The organism is Acinetobacter tandoii (assembly GCF_008867985.1).
GTDB classification, from domain to species: Bacteria; Pseudomonadota; Gammaproteobacteria; order Pseudomonadales; family Moraxellaceae; genus Acinetobacter; species Acinetobacter tandoii.
The window spans coordinates 203,779-217,902 of the sequence record NZ_VXLD01000004.1; the positions used below are offsets into that span (position 1 = coordinate 203,779).

18 protein-coding genes and 1 pseudogene are annotated in these 14,124 nt (G+C 40.5%); 9 read left to right on the top strand and 10 right to left on the bottom strand.

Annotated features, from left to right (window positions below; translation table 11 throughout):
- Positions 1 to 52: 52 nt before the first annotated feature.
- A pseudogene (locus tag F4W09_RS17455) lies at positions 53 to 151 on the top strand (hypothetical protein); the annotation flags it as partial.
- 47 nt (positions 152 to 198) lie between these two features.
- Here the strand turns inward: F4W09_RS17455 and F4W09_RS08530 are convergent.
- Positions 199 to 1,194 carry an ATP-binding protein gene (locus tag F4W09_RS08530; protein ID WP_016168337.1) on the bottom strand — a complete coding sequence of 332 codons (996 nt, stop codon included), beginning with the start codon at positions 1,192 to 1,194 and terminating at the stop codon, positions 199 to 201.
- 210 nt (positions 1,195 to 1,404) lie between these two features.
- Between F4W09_RS08530 and F4W09_RS08535 the strand changes: the two genes are divergently transcribed.
- From F4W09_RS08535 to F4W09_RS08545, 3 genes are all read left to right on the top strand, one after another.
- Positions 1,405 to 1,794: a hypothetical protein gene (locus F4W09_RS08535; protein ID WP_016168338.1), complete on the top strand. Its 390-nt coding sequence runs from the start codon at positions 1,405 to 1,407 to the stop codon at positions 1,792 to 1,794.
- Positions 1,795 to 2,103: 309 nt separating this feature from the next.
- Positions 2,104 to 2,679, top strand: a complete 576-nt coding sequence (locus tag F4W09_RS08540) for a hypothetical protein (protein ID WP_016168339.1) — start codon at positions 2,104 to 2,106, stop codon at positions 2,677 to 2,679.
- A gap of 188 nt (positions 2,680 to 2,867) precedes the next feature.
- Positions 2,868 to 3,296 carry a hypothetical protein gene (locus F4W09_RS08545; RefSeq protein ID WP_016168340.1) on the top strand — a complete coding sequence of 143 codons (429 nt, stop codon included), beginning with the start codon at positions 2,868 to 2,870 and terminating at the stop codon, positions 3,294 to 3,296.
- Positions 3,297 to 3,357: 61 nt separating this feature from the next.
- Here F4W09_RS08545 and F4W09_RS08550 read toward each other — a convergent pair whose 3' ends face one another.
- From F4W09_RS08550 to F4W09_RS08560, 3 genes are all read right to left on the bottom strand, one after another.
- Positions 3,358 to 4,311: a 2-hydroxyacid dehydrogenase gene (locus F4W09_RS08550; protein WP_016168341.1), complete on the bottom strand. Its 954-nt coding sequence runs from the start codon at positions 4,309 to 4,311 to the stop codon at positions 3,358 to 3,360.
- Positions 4,312 to 4,408: 97 nt separating this feature from the next.
- On the bottom strand, positions 4,409 to 4,606 hold the full coding sequence (locus F4W09_RS08555) for a hypothetical protein (protein WP_016168342.1): 198 nt from the start codon (positions 4,604 to 4,606) through the stop codon (positions 4,409 to 4,411).
- Between the two features lie 124 nt (positions 4,607 to 4,730).
- Positions 4,731 to 6,014: a hypothetical protein gene (locus F4W09_RS08560; protein WP_016168343.1), complete on the bottom strand. Its 1,284-nt coding sequence runs from the start codon at positions 6,012 to 6,014 to the stop codon at positions 4,731 to 4,733.
- 277 nt (positions 6,015 to 6,291) lie between these two features.
- Here F4W09_RS08560 and F4W09_RS08565 point away from each other — a divergent pair, with 277 nt between their 5' ends.
- Both F4W09_RS08565 and F4W09_RS08570 read left to right on the top strand, forming a co-directional pair.
- Entirely contained in the window at positions 6,292 to 7,068 is a 777-nt protein-coding gene (locus tag F4W09_RS08565; protein ID WP_026440897.1) for a class I SAM-dependent methyltransferase, read from the top strand.
- 21 nt (positions 7,069 to 7,089) lie between these two features.
- A complete protein-coding gene (locus F4W09_RS08570; protein ID WP_016168345.1) occupies positions 7,090 to 7,641 on the top strand; it encodes a hypothetical protein in 552 nt (183 codons plus the stop codon).
- 93 nt (positions 7,642 to 7,734) lie between these two features.
- On the opposite strand, the gene F4W09_RS08575 is transcribed toward F4W09_RS08570, so the two are convergent.
- The 3 genes from F4W09_RS08575 to F4W09_RS08585 form a co-directional block, all read right to left on the bottom strand.
- Entirely contained in the window at positions 7,735 to 8,142 is a 408-nt protein-coding gene (locus F4W09_RS08575) for a GFA family protein (protein WP_016168346.1), read from the bottom strand.
- A gap of 65 nt (positions 8,143 to 8,207) precedes the next feature.
- On the bottom strand, positions 8,208 to 9,395 hold the full coding sequence (locus tag F4W09_RS08580; RefSeq protein WP_151504571.1) for a TIGR03862 family flavoprotein: 1,188 nt from the start codon (positions 9,393 to 9,395) through the stop codon (positions 8,208 to 8,210).
- Positions 9,396 to 9,398: 3 nt separating this feature from the next.
- A complete protein-coding gene (locus tag F4W09_RS08585; protein ID WP_171069606.1) occupies positions 9,399 to 10,061 on the bottom strand; it encodes a class I SAM-dependent methyltransferase in 663 nt (220 codons plus the stop codon).
- Positions 10,062 to 10,142: 81 nt separating this feature from the next.
- Here F4W09_RS08585 and F4W09_RS08590 point away from each other — a divergent pair, with 81 nt between their 5' ends.
- From F4W09_RS08590 to F4W09_RS08600, 3 genes are all read left to right on the top strand, one after another.
- Positions 10,143 to 10,316: a DNA gyrase inhibitor YacG gene (locus tag F4W09_RS08590; protein WP_016168349.1), complete on the top strand. Its 174-nt coding sequence runs from the start codon at positions 10,143 to 10,145 to the stop codon at positions 10,314 to 10,316.
- A 160-nt stretch (positions 10,317 to 10,476) separates the two neighbouring features.
- Positions 10,477 to 10,659 (top strand): hypothetical protein, encoded by a 183-nt coding sequence (locus F4W09_RS08595; protein WP_016168350.1) that lies wholly within the window; start codon positions 10,477 to 10,479, stop codon positions 10,657 to 10,659.
- Positions 10,660 to 10,996: 337 nt separating this feature from the next.
- Positions 10,997 to 11,179 carry a hypothetical protein gene (locus tag F4W09_RS08600; RefSeq protein WP_016168351.1) on the top strand — a complete coding sequence of 61 codons (183 nt, stop codon included), beginning with the start codon at positions 10,997 to 10,999 and terminating at the stop codon, positions 11,177 to 11,179.
- A 147-nt stretch (positions 11,180 to 11,326) separates the two neighbouring features.
- On the opposite strand, the gene F4W09_RS08605 is transcribed toward F4W09_RS08600, so the two are convergent.
- From F4W09_RS08605 to F4W09_RS08615, 3 genes are all read right to left on the bottom strand, one after another.
- Entirely contained in the window at positions 11,327 to 11,971 is a 645-nt protein-coding gene (locus F4W09_RS08605) for an MBL fold metallo-hydrolase (RefSeq protein ID WP_016168352.1), read from the bottom strand.
- 15 nt (positions 11,972 to 11,986) lie between these two features.
- Positions 11,987 to 13,000 (bottom strand): ferrochelatase, encoded by a 1,014-nt coding sequence (gene hemH, locus F4W09_RS08610; RefSeq protein ID WP_016168353.1) that lies wholly within the window; start codon positions 12,998 to 13,000, stop codon positions 11,987 to 11,989.
- 81 nt (positions 13,001 to 13,081) lie between these two features.
- The gene (locus F4W09_RS08615) at positions 13,082 to 14,095 is read right to left on the bottom strand and encodes a DUF4062 domain-containing protein (RefSeq protein ID WP_016168354.1); all 1,014 of its coding nucleotides are present in this window, start codon (positions 14,093 to 14,095) and stop codon (positions 13,082 to 13,084) included.
- Between the last annotated feature and the right edge of the window lie 29 nt (positions 14,096 to 14,124).

A 14,124-nucleotide genomic window follows, 5' to 3' on the forward strand; every position in this document is an offset into this window, starting at 1 on the left:
TTAAGTAAAGATGCTGAGCTTGTAATGTTTTGTGTACTTAACAATACCTTCTTTGATAGCGGATGATGCTGACCTAAAAGCAAACCGTTTACATTTATTGGCTCAGTTACGTGGCTTATTTACAAGTGTTGCGGATATTTCGGTGTTGTAGTACTAAACTTAATAGCTGAAATAAAATACCCGCTTTAGAGCGGTTTTTTATATTTTTACTGAGCGACTCCGACTTGATGCTTTAACTTGCCTACCAGCTTCTTTTGCTTCTTCTTCTCCAGAATCGGCAATCATACTAATTACATCCGCCACATCATGAGGATACATTGAAAACTCTATAGAAATACAAGTCCCAATGAAGCTTGAATCTCTTTCTTCAATACCATTTTTTGCTCTTTTTGCAATTAGTGTTTTTCCCGAACTCGAAATAGTCATCCTTCCATAGTTTTTAGCTAAATGATATAGAACATATAATCCAAAGCCTGAATTGCCATGAATATTTAAGCTTTCTTCTATATTAAGAGTTCTGGATAATCCAGCTTGAAGGGCAATTTGTAAAAAATTTTCATCTGATACGTTTATTTCAGCATTTACCAATGATTGATAAATGCCAATTCCTTCATCAATCACAGCTATTTGAGCACGATTGTTCGTCCACCTCTGGCCACATACAAAGCAAATATCCTTTTCTGAATGCTCTAAAGCATTTCTAATTGCTTCTCGGACAGAATATGCAATCGTAAGATATATCTGCTCATTCCAGTTGCTTCCAACAAGAATTCTTGCTAAATAAGAAGCTTCCTCTTGAACTAAATCTTGTAAAGATTTTCCTGTTTCATTACTTTCACGTAATAATTCAATTTTATTAATTGCTCTGATCGGAATATAGCTCTCACCCACAGAGACTTCTCCAATTTTATTTCCAAAATTTGCACCAATAAAATCAAAGAACCCGATATGCGCCAAATAGCCAATAACATTATTATTTTGTCGAATCGAAATATCTGTGTGTAACTGGCCTCTTTTCATATCAAAATCACGCAGCATTACAGCTAAGCACAAGATTGTCTGTGGATCACAAAAACCGATACCATTTAAATCAATACATATTTTTTCTTCATACAAATTTGTATTAAGAATATTATTAAATTCATTTAACTTAGAAAGTGTTAAGTAATTCGTTTCTAGGTAAATTGTCTTCATTATTAACCTATATAAAATTAAGTATTATTTTCACTCAAACTACAATCCATCTTAAACTCTATCTGCTAAAAGTTAAAACACTGAAAAACTCATTCTTCAAATTATTACTTATGTAGCATTAATTTCACGATACTTCGAGATGAGTATTTGCAACATAACATCAATTCCCTATACTCAAGCTAACAACACTCAACAAGAAAGAACGTTAATATGAAATTAAAAACACTTTTACTTACGGGCTTCACTTGCGCAGCACTCACAGCATGTACTTCATCTCCTAAAATTCCACAACTGGAAACAGGTGTACTGCAAGAAGTTCAAAACTTAGATGTATATCCAGATACAACAAACAATAAAGCCAAACTGACCAAATTTGTAGACAAATGCATCATCGAATTTACAGGGAATTTAGACGGCAACAAAGTCGTCGAGCAATGGTCTTTTAGAGGCAATACCCTCATTACAGGTGGTACAGCAACCTTCGCGAAAGATGGCACCAGTCAAGCCAGCAATTTCGACCTGAACAATGCCCAAGTACAACAAAACTTTATTAAATTACGTAAAAACTTCGCTAAAGATGCCGTTGCACAATGTAATTAAGCAACATAGCGGCTTTGCGTCCATATGACGCAAAGCTTTTTAATCATCCTTAAAATTCAAAACCATAAATTCATTTTCTACAACTCCCCCGCACTTACATAACTTTGCTGATATCAACAAATGGTAGTATTCAGATACATCAACATCCTATAGCAAGCGTGTATCTCTACAATCTTGTAGCGAGTGTTAAGCTGCTGTATTGAACTGTGTAAGTTTCATCTCAAACGCCAAAATACATATTGAATCTGTTTATGATGCCTCACACATCCCCATCCCAATAACGGGTGCAATGATAGAGGAAAATCCAACATGAACATGATAAAAACAGCATTCATGAGTACTGCTTTTTTTGCTTCTGCTTCAGTCTTTGCGAATGTCGCAGTGAATGGGCAGGTCAATGCCTCTGTTGAAACTCAAAGCAATACTCACAGTGTATTACACAGCATTCATGAAGGTGTAACAACTTCTGCCAAGAAAGTCGGCAATGGTTTAAACACAGCAACAGAAAATGTTGGACATGGACTCAGCACAGCATCTGAACGTGTCGGTCAAGGCGTTGAAAATGGTGCTCAAAAAACTAAATCTACCAGTAAAGCAGTATGGAATAACACTAAACAGTTCAGTGCAGAACAAACGCAAAATGTAAATCAAACTGCAACTAAAGCTAAAGACTCCAGTGCGGAAAAAGCCGAGAGAACCCAAGCCTATTTGGAGCAAAAAATGAGTCAAGGCAAAGCAACGACTCAACAAACTTGGAACAAAACCAAAACTGCACTCCATACAACTGCACAGGCAGATGTGAACGCACAGGTGGGTGTACATACCCCTGTTGCCAAAACTCAGCTTGGGGTTTCATCACAAACAGCAGTAAACACAGCACAATAATGCTACCAATCGATTGGTGTAGACACATTTTTAAACCAAGCAGTACTTGGGCATTCAATGAAAATTCTTGACGTCCGATGGGATACAGCAGAAGATGAAGTATCCCATCGAGAGTGACACTATAGAAAGCATGTCAGCCTACAGCGTGCTTTCTACAAAATAGTGAACAGCAATAGAGGACGATGTGCATGCAGTTGATGAAAGCAGTTTTAATTTCCAGTACGATGTTCATGGCTATGGCTCTATCTGCCCATGCCGCAGAAAGCAGCAAGAAAAAAGGCTACCGAGATAACCCGAACATTTTTGAAGTTTTAGGACAAAAAACCTTAGATACTGCTCAAGATGCTGCCAATGCAGTAGATCGTGGCACGCAAAAAGGCATTGCCAAAGTCAAACCGAAAGTGGCTGAAACTTGGCATGAAACCAAAACTTATAGCGAAGAACAGACAGAAATTGCCAAAGAAAATTCTCAGAAAGCCGCAGCTACGGTCAATAGAAAATGGAAGCAAGCCAAAGCAAGTGTTTTAGGTGATCCTAATAGTCCACCTGCACCTATTGAATCGCACCCATTGAGCCAATCTAGCACTACTCCTGCTCAGAATGAACAGCTCAACTAAATCACACTATTTTTAAAACCATAAAAGCACAGCCTAAAGACTGCGCTTTTTTCGTCTTTAGTTAGGCGACTTGGCGAATCGGCTGTCCTTGCTGAAAGGCAGTCACATTTTCTACCATCTGCTGCACTATACGCTGTCGTGCATCGACACTGCCCCACGCACTATGTGGCGTGATAATTAAATTTGGAATATCTGCTGCCAGTAATACATTGCCATCTTTCGGTGGCTCTACTGTTAATACATCGGTCGCAGCACCTGCAATACACCCTTCACGCAAAGCCTGTGCCAAAGCAGCTTCATCAACAATCCCACCACGTGCGCAGTTAATCAGAAAGACGCTGGCTTTCATCAGTTCAAACTCATCCGTACTGATTAAGTTACGGGTAGAATCGGTTAGTGGACAATGTAACGTGAGAAAATCAACCTGTGGCAATAATTCTGCCAAGGGCAAACGACCTTCACGCTGTGGACGGTCTGGCAACGTTGCAATCAAGACACGCATGTCAAAGGCTTGTGCCAGTTTGGCCACGGCCTGCCCCAACTCACCATAGCCGATGATACCCAATGTTTTACCCGCCAACTCAACAATAGGGAAATCCAACAAGCAGAACTGTTTGGCGTTATTCCATACGCCCTGCTTCACCGCATAGTCGTATTTTAATAATGAGGTTGCCAATGCCAACATCAAAGCCAAGGTGTGTTGTGCCACCGCCGAAGTGCCATAACCTTGACAATTACTCACCACAATGCCTTGTGCTTTAGCTTGCACCAAGTCGACATTATTCGTGCCTGTGGCTGAAATTAAAATCAGCTTTAACTGCGGGCATTGCTGCATCACTTGCGCGGAAATTTGTACTTTATTGGTGATAATGACATCAGCATCTTGCACGCGTTGCAGTACCTGATCGCTACTCGTAGCTGAATATAAGCTCAGTGCATCAAAAGCAGTAGTTAAGGGGCTCAAATCCAGATCATGTTGATCTAAAGATTCCACATCTAAAAATACCGCTTTCATTCGGTGCTCCTGCTGATTTTTTTCATCATCTGTATGCAGTTCATTAAAAGCCAAAGCGGGTTTCGGTTCAATACATGTATAGAAAAAGAAAAATCCACTATTTTGTGGATTCTTTTATACACTCACGTACAGAAAGCCGAATTTGTTGATAGACATAACTCGCCAACATTAGCACCACCAGTACACCACTAGCAAAAATGATGGCTGCCAAATCAAGACCTTGATTGATGAGATAAATCAAACTGAGAATCAGTGTGATAGACAAAAGTACAGCAGGTATAAATATCCTATTCATACAACCTGACCTTAAGTGAGATATTTAAAAGAGTGGATATTTTTTATCCACTCTTTCGATCTTAAACCAATTTAGTTAAAAATCAAGCGATACACATCGAATAAGATTCACTTAATTCTTAAGCTTATTCTGCTTCCTCAGATTCTTCTGGTTGCGTCATAAACTTGGCGGTTTCAGGCGTATCTTCGATAAAGTCATTGCCGCCGTATTCATCACTGCTCAGGTTAAACTGCTTATAGCTGAGCAAGTAATAGTCACTATATTTTTTTAACACCAACGGGTGCATTCCCGCAGACAATTCATCCTGTTCTTTGAACAGTTTCATCACATGACGGTCATTCATGGCAATCACATAGCGTTCATCGTTCAGGCTAATCTGTACAAGTCCCGTGCCTTTGGCAAAAATCGGAATCAGGAATTTATGGTTGAGGTTAATCGCATTTTGCGCATAACTTTCAATTTTTTGGGTAATCACGTTAAACACCAGACCATGCCCAAAACTGTCGAGCAACTGACTGTTACTTTCCTGTGGCAAATTCACCTGAATGCCCAATTTCAACAAGTCTTGTTCACTGACCTGACGATTACTGAGTAACTGACGGATAATGCTTTGTTTCAATTTGGCATCAAAAAACTGACTATCCAACTGCATGTCATTGTTTCTGAGAATTTTCCCTAGTGAACGACGATGATGCGGCAATAGGGTTTCAATTACCTTACGGTAATAAAACTTACTGCCTTTTTTCACTTGGCGAATTTTTTGATAGAAATAAACACTGTCAAATTCGCGGGTTAAAAAATCTTTAAGCAGCTCCGAGCTTGCCAATACCGCAATCGCATCATGTCCTGTAAAGGGCAAGTTCAACACTTTAATGTCTGGGATAACCTGTTCCAATTTAACAAAATGCGCGCGGTCTTCAGCACAATAAGGGTCATAGACCACGATGTATTCACAGTTCGCCGCAATATCCTGCGTTTGTACCTGCATATTCGCATTGAGTTCAGCATGGTAAAACATGTTATATCGACTGTCTTCCACCACTTCTGGGTCAATTGAAAACTGCGGAACTAAAGATACCACACGGCTTAAACCCAATAACTTTGAGTATTTAATCGCGGCATAACCACCCATTGAACCGCCATAACCAATGCGTTTTTGAAAGGGTGCAATCAAGTCTTCAATGGCTTTGAACAAGTTGTGCATGGACTCCGCAGGAAACCATGATTTTTCTTTGGGCATAATGCCAATCACATTAAACTCAAATTTGGCTAATGATTTTTCTGCGTTGATTGCAAGTCCTTTAGCGCGAGTAATTAAGTCACCAAAAGAAAAAACTAACTCGTCAGACGAACCTTTTAAAAAAATAGCGCGAATTTGTTCGTCTTCAAAAATAATGTGTTTATCCATGTCCACACCGAAACAAATCGGCCCTAATTTTTTGTATCAATAAAATTCATAGATCAGCAGCCTATCACGCTGTCTATGTAGGAGAATGTGTCGATGTCATCTCAATCACAATCAACAACAATTTAAAACTACAGCATTACATCGCCGTGGCAGCATTTTAACGTAAGCTTGAACCGATGTATGTATAAGAAAAACATGTCCTGTCGAAGCTTGCTTATTTCACGTAACAAGGACTATGTTATTTTATAGATGCTCAGCAGATAAAAAAGCGCAAAATATGACACAATCACTTCATCCTGCCGCACAACAAGGCTTCAGTTCTGCCGCTGAACTTTATCAACAGGTTCGTCCAAATTATCCACAGCAGATCGTGACGTGGTTACAACAACAATTAAATTTAGATGCGCAATCGACAGTGGTCGATTTAGGCTCGGGCACAGGGAAATTTCTTCCTTATCTGCAACAGGTAACATCTCATATCATTGCCGTTGAGCCGATTACAGAAATGCTGACACAATTACAGCAAGCCTATCCACAAATTTCTACCCTACAAGCCAGTAGTGATCGGTTATCGCTAGCCTCGGAAAGTATTGATGCCGTGATTTGTGCCCAATCTTTCCACTGGTTTGCCAATATTGAAAGCCTGAACGAAATCCATCAAATCTTAAAACCTCATGGGCAACTGGGTTTGGTCTGGAATCAACGTGATATTCAGGTGGATTGGGTCAAAGCATTGGCAGATGTGCTCGAACCCCTCGAAGGTGATACCCCACGATTTCATAGCGGACAATGGCAACAGGTGTTTGAACAGCAATTTTTATTTGAACTGGATCAGATCAAGACCTTCACACATGTGCAAATAGGGCGTGTCGATGAAGTGGTGTCCAAGCGCTTACTCTCCACCAGTTTTGTTGCCGCAATGCCAGCAAAGCAACAACAGCAGTTAAAAATGCAGTTTGAACAGATTGTTGCCGATTACACAGGTAAAGCAGCACATGACGAAATTGCTTTCCCTTATGTGACCTACGCGTATAATTTTAAGAAAACAACATAAATATTCTTTAGGATAACCACGATGCATAACTTTAAAGCTTATTTACTGCCGCTACTCTGCAGCTCGCTGCTGTTTACTGGCTGTAGTAAAAACAACGAAGTCGATGCTCCTGATCCCTCTCAAGATCGGATGATGCAGGAACTGGAGTCTTCACCAGTCAAAGAATTTCCAAAAACTGCCAATGATCAACACGACATTACGCTTTTGGTCGACTATGACCGTCGTTTTAGCGAGATGAGTGATGAAATGGAAGATGAACTGATTAAAATGCGCGACAATGGCAGCCTCACCGATGAATTTGCCCGTAGTCGTAAACAAGACAATATCCAATCCGCTCTAACCATGTTGAAAGCACTAGATTTAAAAACCGAACAAGGTCGCTATATTCAGGGATTAATGGCGCAATATTGGGAAAACCAAGCCAAGTTATTAAATCAAAACAGTAAAGCTTCGCAAGATATTCCTAACTCAACACCCGACAATATTAAAGGCTTGGGTGAATTCTTACATGCGCAAGAACAACTGGATCATTGGGAGGCACAATATGAACCTGCTGAGAAAAGTAAGTCTTAATACAAACTCATCACCCAGAAAGTGAAGGCTTTAAACTAAAAAACCAGATGCAATCCTATTGCCATCTGGTTTTTTATAGCCTTACAAATGAACTTAAGGACGTTCACTGTATTGTGGCAACCCATCCTGTATGCTGTCCCATTCTGCTTTAGAGTCAACAAAAATATGCATGGTCGGTTTTTGCGTTAACGTGGTATCTAAAGTGCCAAGGCGTAACCGATAATACTCTGGTGTATCCGTTTTAATACTCATAATCGGCGAACCGCATTCACTACAAAAACAACGCTGCGTGGTCTCAGTGGACTGGTAAGCTTTCAGGAATTGCTCACCTTGCACGATATGAAAATCTGTTTTCTTAATCGGGGCATTGGTGGCAAAAGCCGTACCATTGGCTTTACGACAACGCTGGCAGTGACACTGCACAACATCACCAATTTCACCCCGCACTTCATAACGAAGTGCACCACATAAACAGCTTCCCGCATAGTATTGTTGTGACATCAGTTCAGCCCTCTGAATGAAAGAGTTTTAAACTAGCATGTCTAACTTTGGCTTTACACCGCTTTTTAGCGTGAAATCAAATATTCATGCACCCCTTCACCCGCAGCACGCCCCGTCGCAAAACATGCGGTTAAAAGATAGCCCCCTGTGGGTGCATCCCAATCTAGCATCTCACCACAACAAAAAATCTGTGGCTGTTGCTGCAACTGCAAATGAGCCGTTAAGACCTCTCGTTTCACGCCACCAGCACAACTAATCGCTTCTTCGATTGGGCGAAAACCTTTTAATTCAATTCGCAATTGTTTAATTTGCTGTGCCAATTTTTCAGGGTCATGCCAATCTGCTTTCGGTATCAACTCACGAACCAAACTGGCTTTTGCTGCATCTAGACCCGCTTTACGCCATAAATTATTCAAAGACTGTTTCTTGCTCGGTTGTAATTTTTGTACCAATTGCGCATGGCTCAGCTCAGGCAACAAATCGAGCATTAGCTGCATTTCTGACTGTTGTCTTAAAGCTCGCCCCAATTTATAAATCAAACCACTTTCCAAGCCATAATGAGTGATCACAATATCGCCCTGACTCTTTTCCTTTACATCAACCCAAGCCACAACTCGCTTTAGCGGTTGCCCAAATACTGCTTGCATAAAGGTAGACCATTCCCGTTCAATCCCAGCGTTACTGGCTTGAAATGGATTTAATTGGTCTGCGTCTAACCATTGTTGCCACTGACCATCACTGCCCAATTGTGGCCAAGAAACTGCACCACACGCCAGTACAATGGCATCAAAGTCTTCACTAAATTCGCGTTGCTGAACTAAATCTTGAATTTTTACAGTATTGGCCTGAATCCCTAAGCATGCATGTCGATAATGAAATTGTATGCCCTGCTCAGTTAAACGTTTGAGCCACGCGCGGAGTAATGGTGCGGCTTTCATCTCGACGGGGAAAATACGCCCTGACGATCCCACATAAGATTCAATACCCAAGCCCCGCATCCAATTTTGAATCCATGTCGCATCCCAACGGCGGATCCAGTCTGCCAGCCAATCGGCCCGATCATAACGCTGAATAAATTGCTCAAATGGTTCAGCATGTGAAATATTTAGCCCCGTCTTCCCTGCCATTAAAAACTTGCGCGCAGCAGACGGTTTCTGTTCATATACATGTACATCATAATCCCACTGGCTTAACACCTCGGCAGCCATTAAACCCGCAGGACCTGCACCGATAATCGCAATTCTTTTTTTCATGGCTTATGCATCGCTTTGTGCAGAATCCGATTTAGGTATATTTACCCCTGCCAATGCCTGAAAATCATCAAAGCGCGTGGTGTAATTCTCAGGTTTTTGAATCAGTAATTGCTGACATAATTCTCCACGCTCCAAATATTTAATCTCAAAATGAGTACGTGCTGAATCAGAAGCAATTACCTCTTTTACATAAGGTAGCTTCCAAATCTCTTGTAGTTGTTGTTCTGCTTCGGCGATGTATTCTGGAATATTACTGGCTAGCGTAATCTGACCACCGACTTGCAATCTAGACAATAAAAACTCGAAGAATGGCATGTTCAACCAGCGCTGCGCAGGATTATGTGGCTCTGGATTCGGATATAAAATGAAAAACTGCTGAACTTGTTGAGGTGCCAAAGCATGGACAATCCACGGCAAAGCATCAGCATGCACAGTTTGTAAATTTGTTTGCCCTTCTAATTGATGCTGTTTTTGCATCGCCACAAACTTCTCGCGGGTTCGTTCTATGGCAATTAACTTGCTTTCTGGATGCTCACGAGTAAACAACAAAGCATGCTTGCCTTTACCCGCACCAATTTCCACACAAATCGGGGCTGAATCGATCATAATAAAATCACGAGGAGCATGCATGTGCTGTGCTTGAAATTGACGAATCGGCATAATCAGATCAAACTAAATAAAATCTGCGCAAGTCTAACACTGCACCAAGCTTTGACCAAATATCTTCCCCGCTATCAGGAGCCTCTTATGCCGAAGACCTTTGCTTGCCCACGTTGTGGCAAACCTTCAACTTGGGAAGGCAATCCATATCGACCATTTTGCTCTGAGCGTTGTAAATTGATCGATTTAGGTGCTTGGGCAAATGATGAATACAAACTTCCTACGCAAGATGCGCCTCAAGCAGAAAATTCAGAAGAATAGCGCTTTACTTTTACAATTCATCATATCGACATACAAATCATTAATTATTTTATACATGATTATTATTTGCACAGATGACTTTTGGGCACCATAATATATCTAATGAGAATCATTCTATTCTTTGATTTTATTGTGCTGTGTTCTATTTTGAGAATTTCCCATGAAAGAATTAATCTTAAAAATATTCTTCTACCTTTCTATTGCCCTCACTTTCTGTAGTTTTATTTTGGCCGTTTATGCTCAGGATCTGATGTTCGCCGGAATTGGAGTTTTATTAGCAATTGCAGCGGTATTATTAGGTTTAGAAAGTAAGCAATTTTTGGCAAACCCATTCCGAAAATAATCCACATTTGTAAAGGTCGGACGATTCAAAACTAAACATAAGTCACTGCCTACATCTCATAAATGTTAGACCGTTGTTTTTCAATTTTTTGATCGACCTTTATTTTAAGGACTCAGTAGGAACAGAAAAAATTGACTTTACTGAAGAAATTAACCAACAAATGTTTTCGACAAATACTATATCTCCATAGCACTTCTCCATAAAAACCTAAACCAGTTATCATTTTTTCAACATTTATGTAGATTTTAATAAAAACCTCCATATAATGCATAAAATCTTACGCATCAAGTAACAAATTGTTAAATGCGTACCTTTATGCCAATACATGGAATCTCCTATGAAAGAATTAGTTCTAAAGTTCTCTTTCTATCTGCTGATTGTTTTAACCTTATGCGCTGTTACTCTGAGTCTATTCACTCACGACATGATGATCATGGGTGTAGGTATTCTATTGGCGGTGGCTACACTTTTACTTGGGCTTGAGAAAAAACAACACAGAGCAGATCCTTTCAGAAACTAATATTCAGCAATTGGATTGACACATAAAAAATGGGAGTCCAACGCTCCCATTCTTTATCAAAAAAAAATTTGATTTATAGACCATTCAACAACATTTCATTTTACGCTTGTTTTCTGTTTACTTTGCGACTCGTCCTCTGACACAGAACTAACCCGCTTTACTGGCCACAAAAGGATTGTGCTGTTTTTCGAAACCGATTGTGCTGAGTGGTCCATGTCCAGAAATAAATTGCGTTTCATCAGGTAAGCTAAAACATTCACGCTGAATTGAGTCGATCAATTGTTGATGATTCCCGCGAGGAAAATCGGTACGCCCAATTGAACCTTTGAACAGCACATCTCCAGTCCATAACAAACCATAGTCTGCGTTATAGAACATGACATGCCCTGGTGTATGACCAGGTGCAAAACGGACTTCAAAGCTTTGTTCACCTAAGTGTAATGTTTCACCACCTTCAAGCCACTGCGTCACTTGAACTTTTTCTGGGATTGGAAAGCCATAACGCTCGGATACCTCTTGCAGCATATCCAGCCAAAATTGATCTTCCTTATGTGGGCCAATGACGGGGATATTCCAAATGCGACTTAAAGTACCTACTGCACCTGCATGGTCTAAATGCCCATGCGTTAACCACAGTGCTTTTACCGTTAACCCCAATGCTTCAACTTCAGCCTGTAATTTCTCAGGCTCACCCCCTGCATCAATCAGTACTGCTTCTTTACTTTCAGAATCCCAAACAATAGAACAGTTCTGCTGAAATGCAGTTACAGGTACAATTTTCACTTGAAGCATAGTCGCTGGTCTCTCTTAGGCAGATGCTAATGTTTGTTTCAAACCATCAAGATTAGCTTGCAATAAGCACAAGAGCAATTGCAGATGGTCTTCACGTGCATTCAAGGCAGGAATATACACATATTGCTCACCGCCCGATGATAAAAATAATTCGGCATTCTGAATAGCAAGTTCTTCTAAAGTTTCTAAACAATCAGCAGAAAATGCAGGACTCATGATTTGAACCGACTTAATCCCTTGTACTGCCCAATCTTGCAATAATTGGTCCGTATAAGGCTTGACCCATTCCTGCTTACCAAAACGTGACTGGAAGCTAATGGCCCATTCTTCATCATTTAAATCCAGAGCTTGAGCCAACAATTGAGCTGTTTTACGACAACGGTCTGCATAAGGATCTCCCTTATCAGCATAAGGCTGTGGAATGCCATGAAATGACATCAAAAGCTTTTCCGCGCGACCATGTTCCGCCCAATACTCTTTTACACTCTGGGCCAAAGACTGAATATACAAAGGATGCTGATAATAATCACGGACAATCGAAAGTCCAGGCAAATTACGCTGCTTTTGCATCCACTGTGCCAATAGATCATATAAAGGGGCTGTCGAAGTCGCTGAATACTGCGGAAAAAGTGGCAGTAAAAGAATATGATCTTGCGGATTTTGAGTCATTTGCTCAAGAACTGTACTCATTCCAGGTTGACCATAGGTCATGGCAGGAACCACGTTTAACTCAAACTCTGGATACGCTTTTGTTAAAGCTGCTCGAACTTGCTCCACCTGCGCCAATAAAATTTCACGCATGGGAGAATCTACTGACCATACACTGGCATAAGCATGCGCAACACGTTTCGGACGAAACGGTAAAATAAATAAACGTAAAATGATTTGCCATAATGGCTTTGGAATTTCAATGACACGTTGATCAGAAAGAAACTGTTTTAAAAACTTTCTGACCGCAGGTGCAGTGGGTGCATCGGGCGTGCCTAAATTGGCTAAAATAACGGTGATTTTTGCTTTTTCCGCAGGCATGAGTTGACCTTTATTTCCAATTTAACCCACTCACTTTAACAAGTTTTTAATGAAATGAAATATGAATAAATACAATTCGCTCTATAGAGAAACACGATTATCCGAAAGCAAATGACTTTCGAGTAAATTATGCCCTTTCTGGGTTAATTTCCATAACATGCGTTGACGGTCATCCCGCCCAGCAGGACTAATCCATTCATTTTGACGCATCTGCATTTTAATATTGTGTAAGGCGCGAATATTGATTTGTGCACGAGCAACCGCATGTGCCCGAGGCATTTCGATGCGCGCATCGGCCAATCCAATTTCATTTAAATATTCATTCATGCGTTTAGAAAAATATTCTTCGGGTGTTGGATTTAAAAAAGTACTGCCCAATACCGCCAAGAGCTGCGACCAAGTTAAAGTCTTCTGAATCTTCAGTTCTTTAAAATTACCATCCTGATAAGCATGTACACGATATTCAAAACCAAAGGCTTCATTCATTGCCACTTTCGGTAAGGTTAAAAATGGGTCGATTTCACGTGTGCCTAAATCTTGTTCTAGCTGATTAATTTTAGCCTTCAAACGGTCAATTTCATCATGTAACTTTTGTGCATTTTGAGGTCGCACCCAACCTGTAGTTGGATAACGCTCCAACATTTGCGTCATATTTAAACGCACAGCCATTTCTAAATCACGCAAGGTTCGGTAGGTAAAAACCTGATCAACTTCTTGCTGTAACAGTTTCCGAAACTCGCTAAATTTTTCTTTCAGCTCTGGTTTCTGGTCATGTAAGGCAGGATCACGTGAGGCAGGATCTTCATGCATAAATACGATAATGGGTTTTTGCTTGGTCACAGCATAAATATATTCCAGATGCATATAACCCACACCAGAAACCGACTGTTCGCCATATTGGCTACCCAAAAGTATAATCACATAGTCACAATCATCAATTTGGCGGCGTGCAAAAGCGGTGCTTAATGGTGTTCTTTGTTCCAGTCCCCACGAAAAAAATCCCATGCCCACTAAGGTTTGAGACAAAATCATGCGCTCTGGCTGCATATCTGCTCCAGAGGTCGAAATAAATATCTGATAACGCTTATCGATCATTGGTTATCCTCACCTTTTCTTTTGCATAC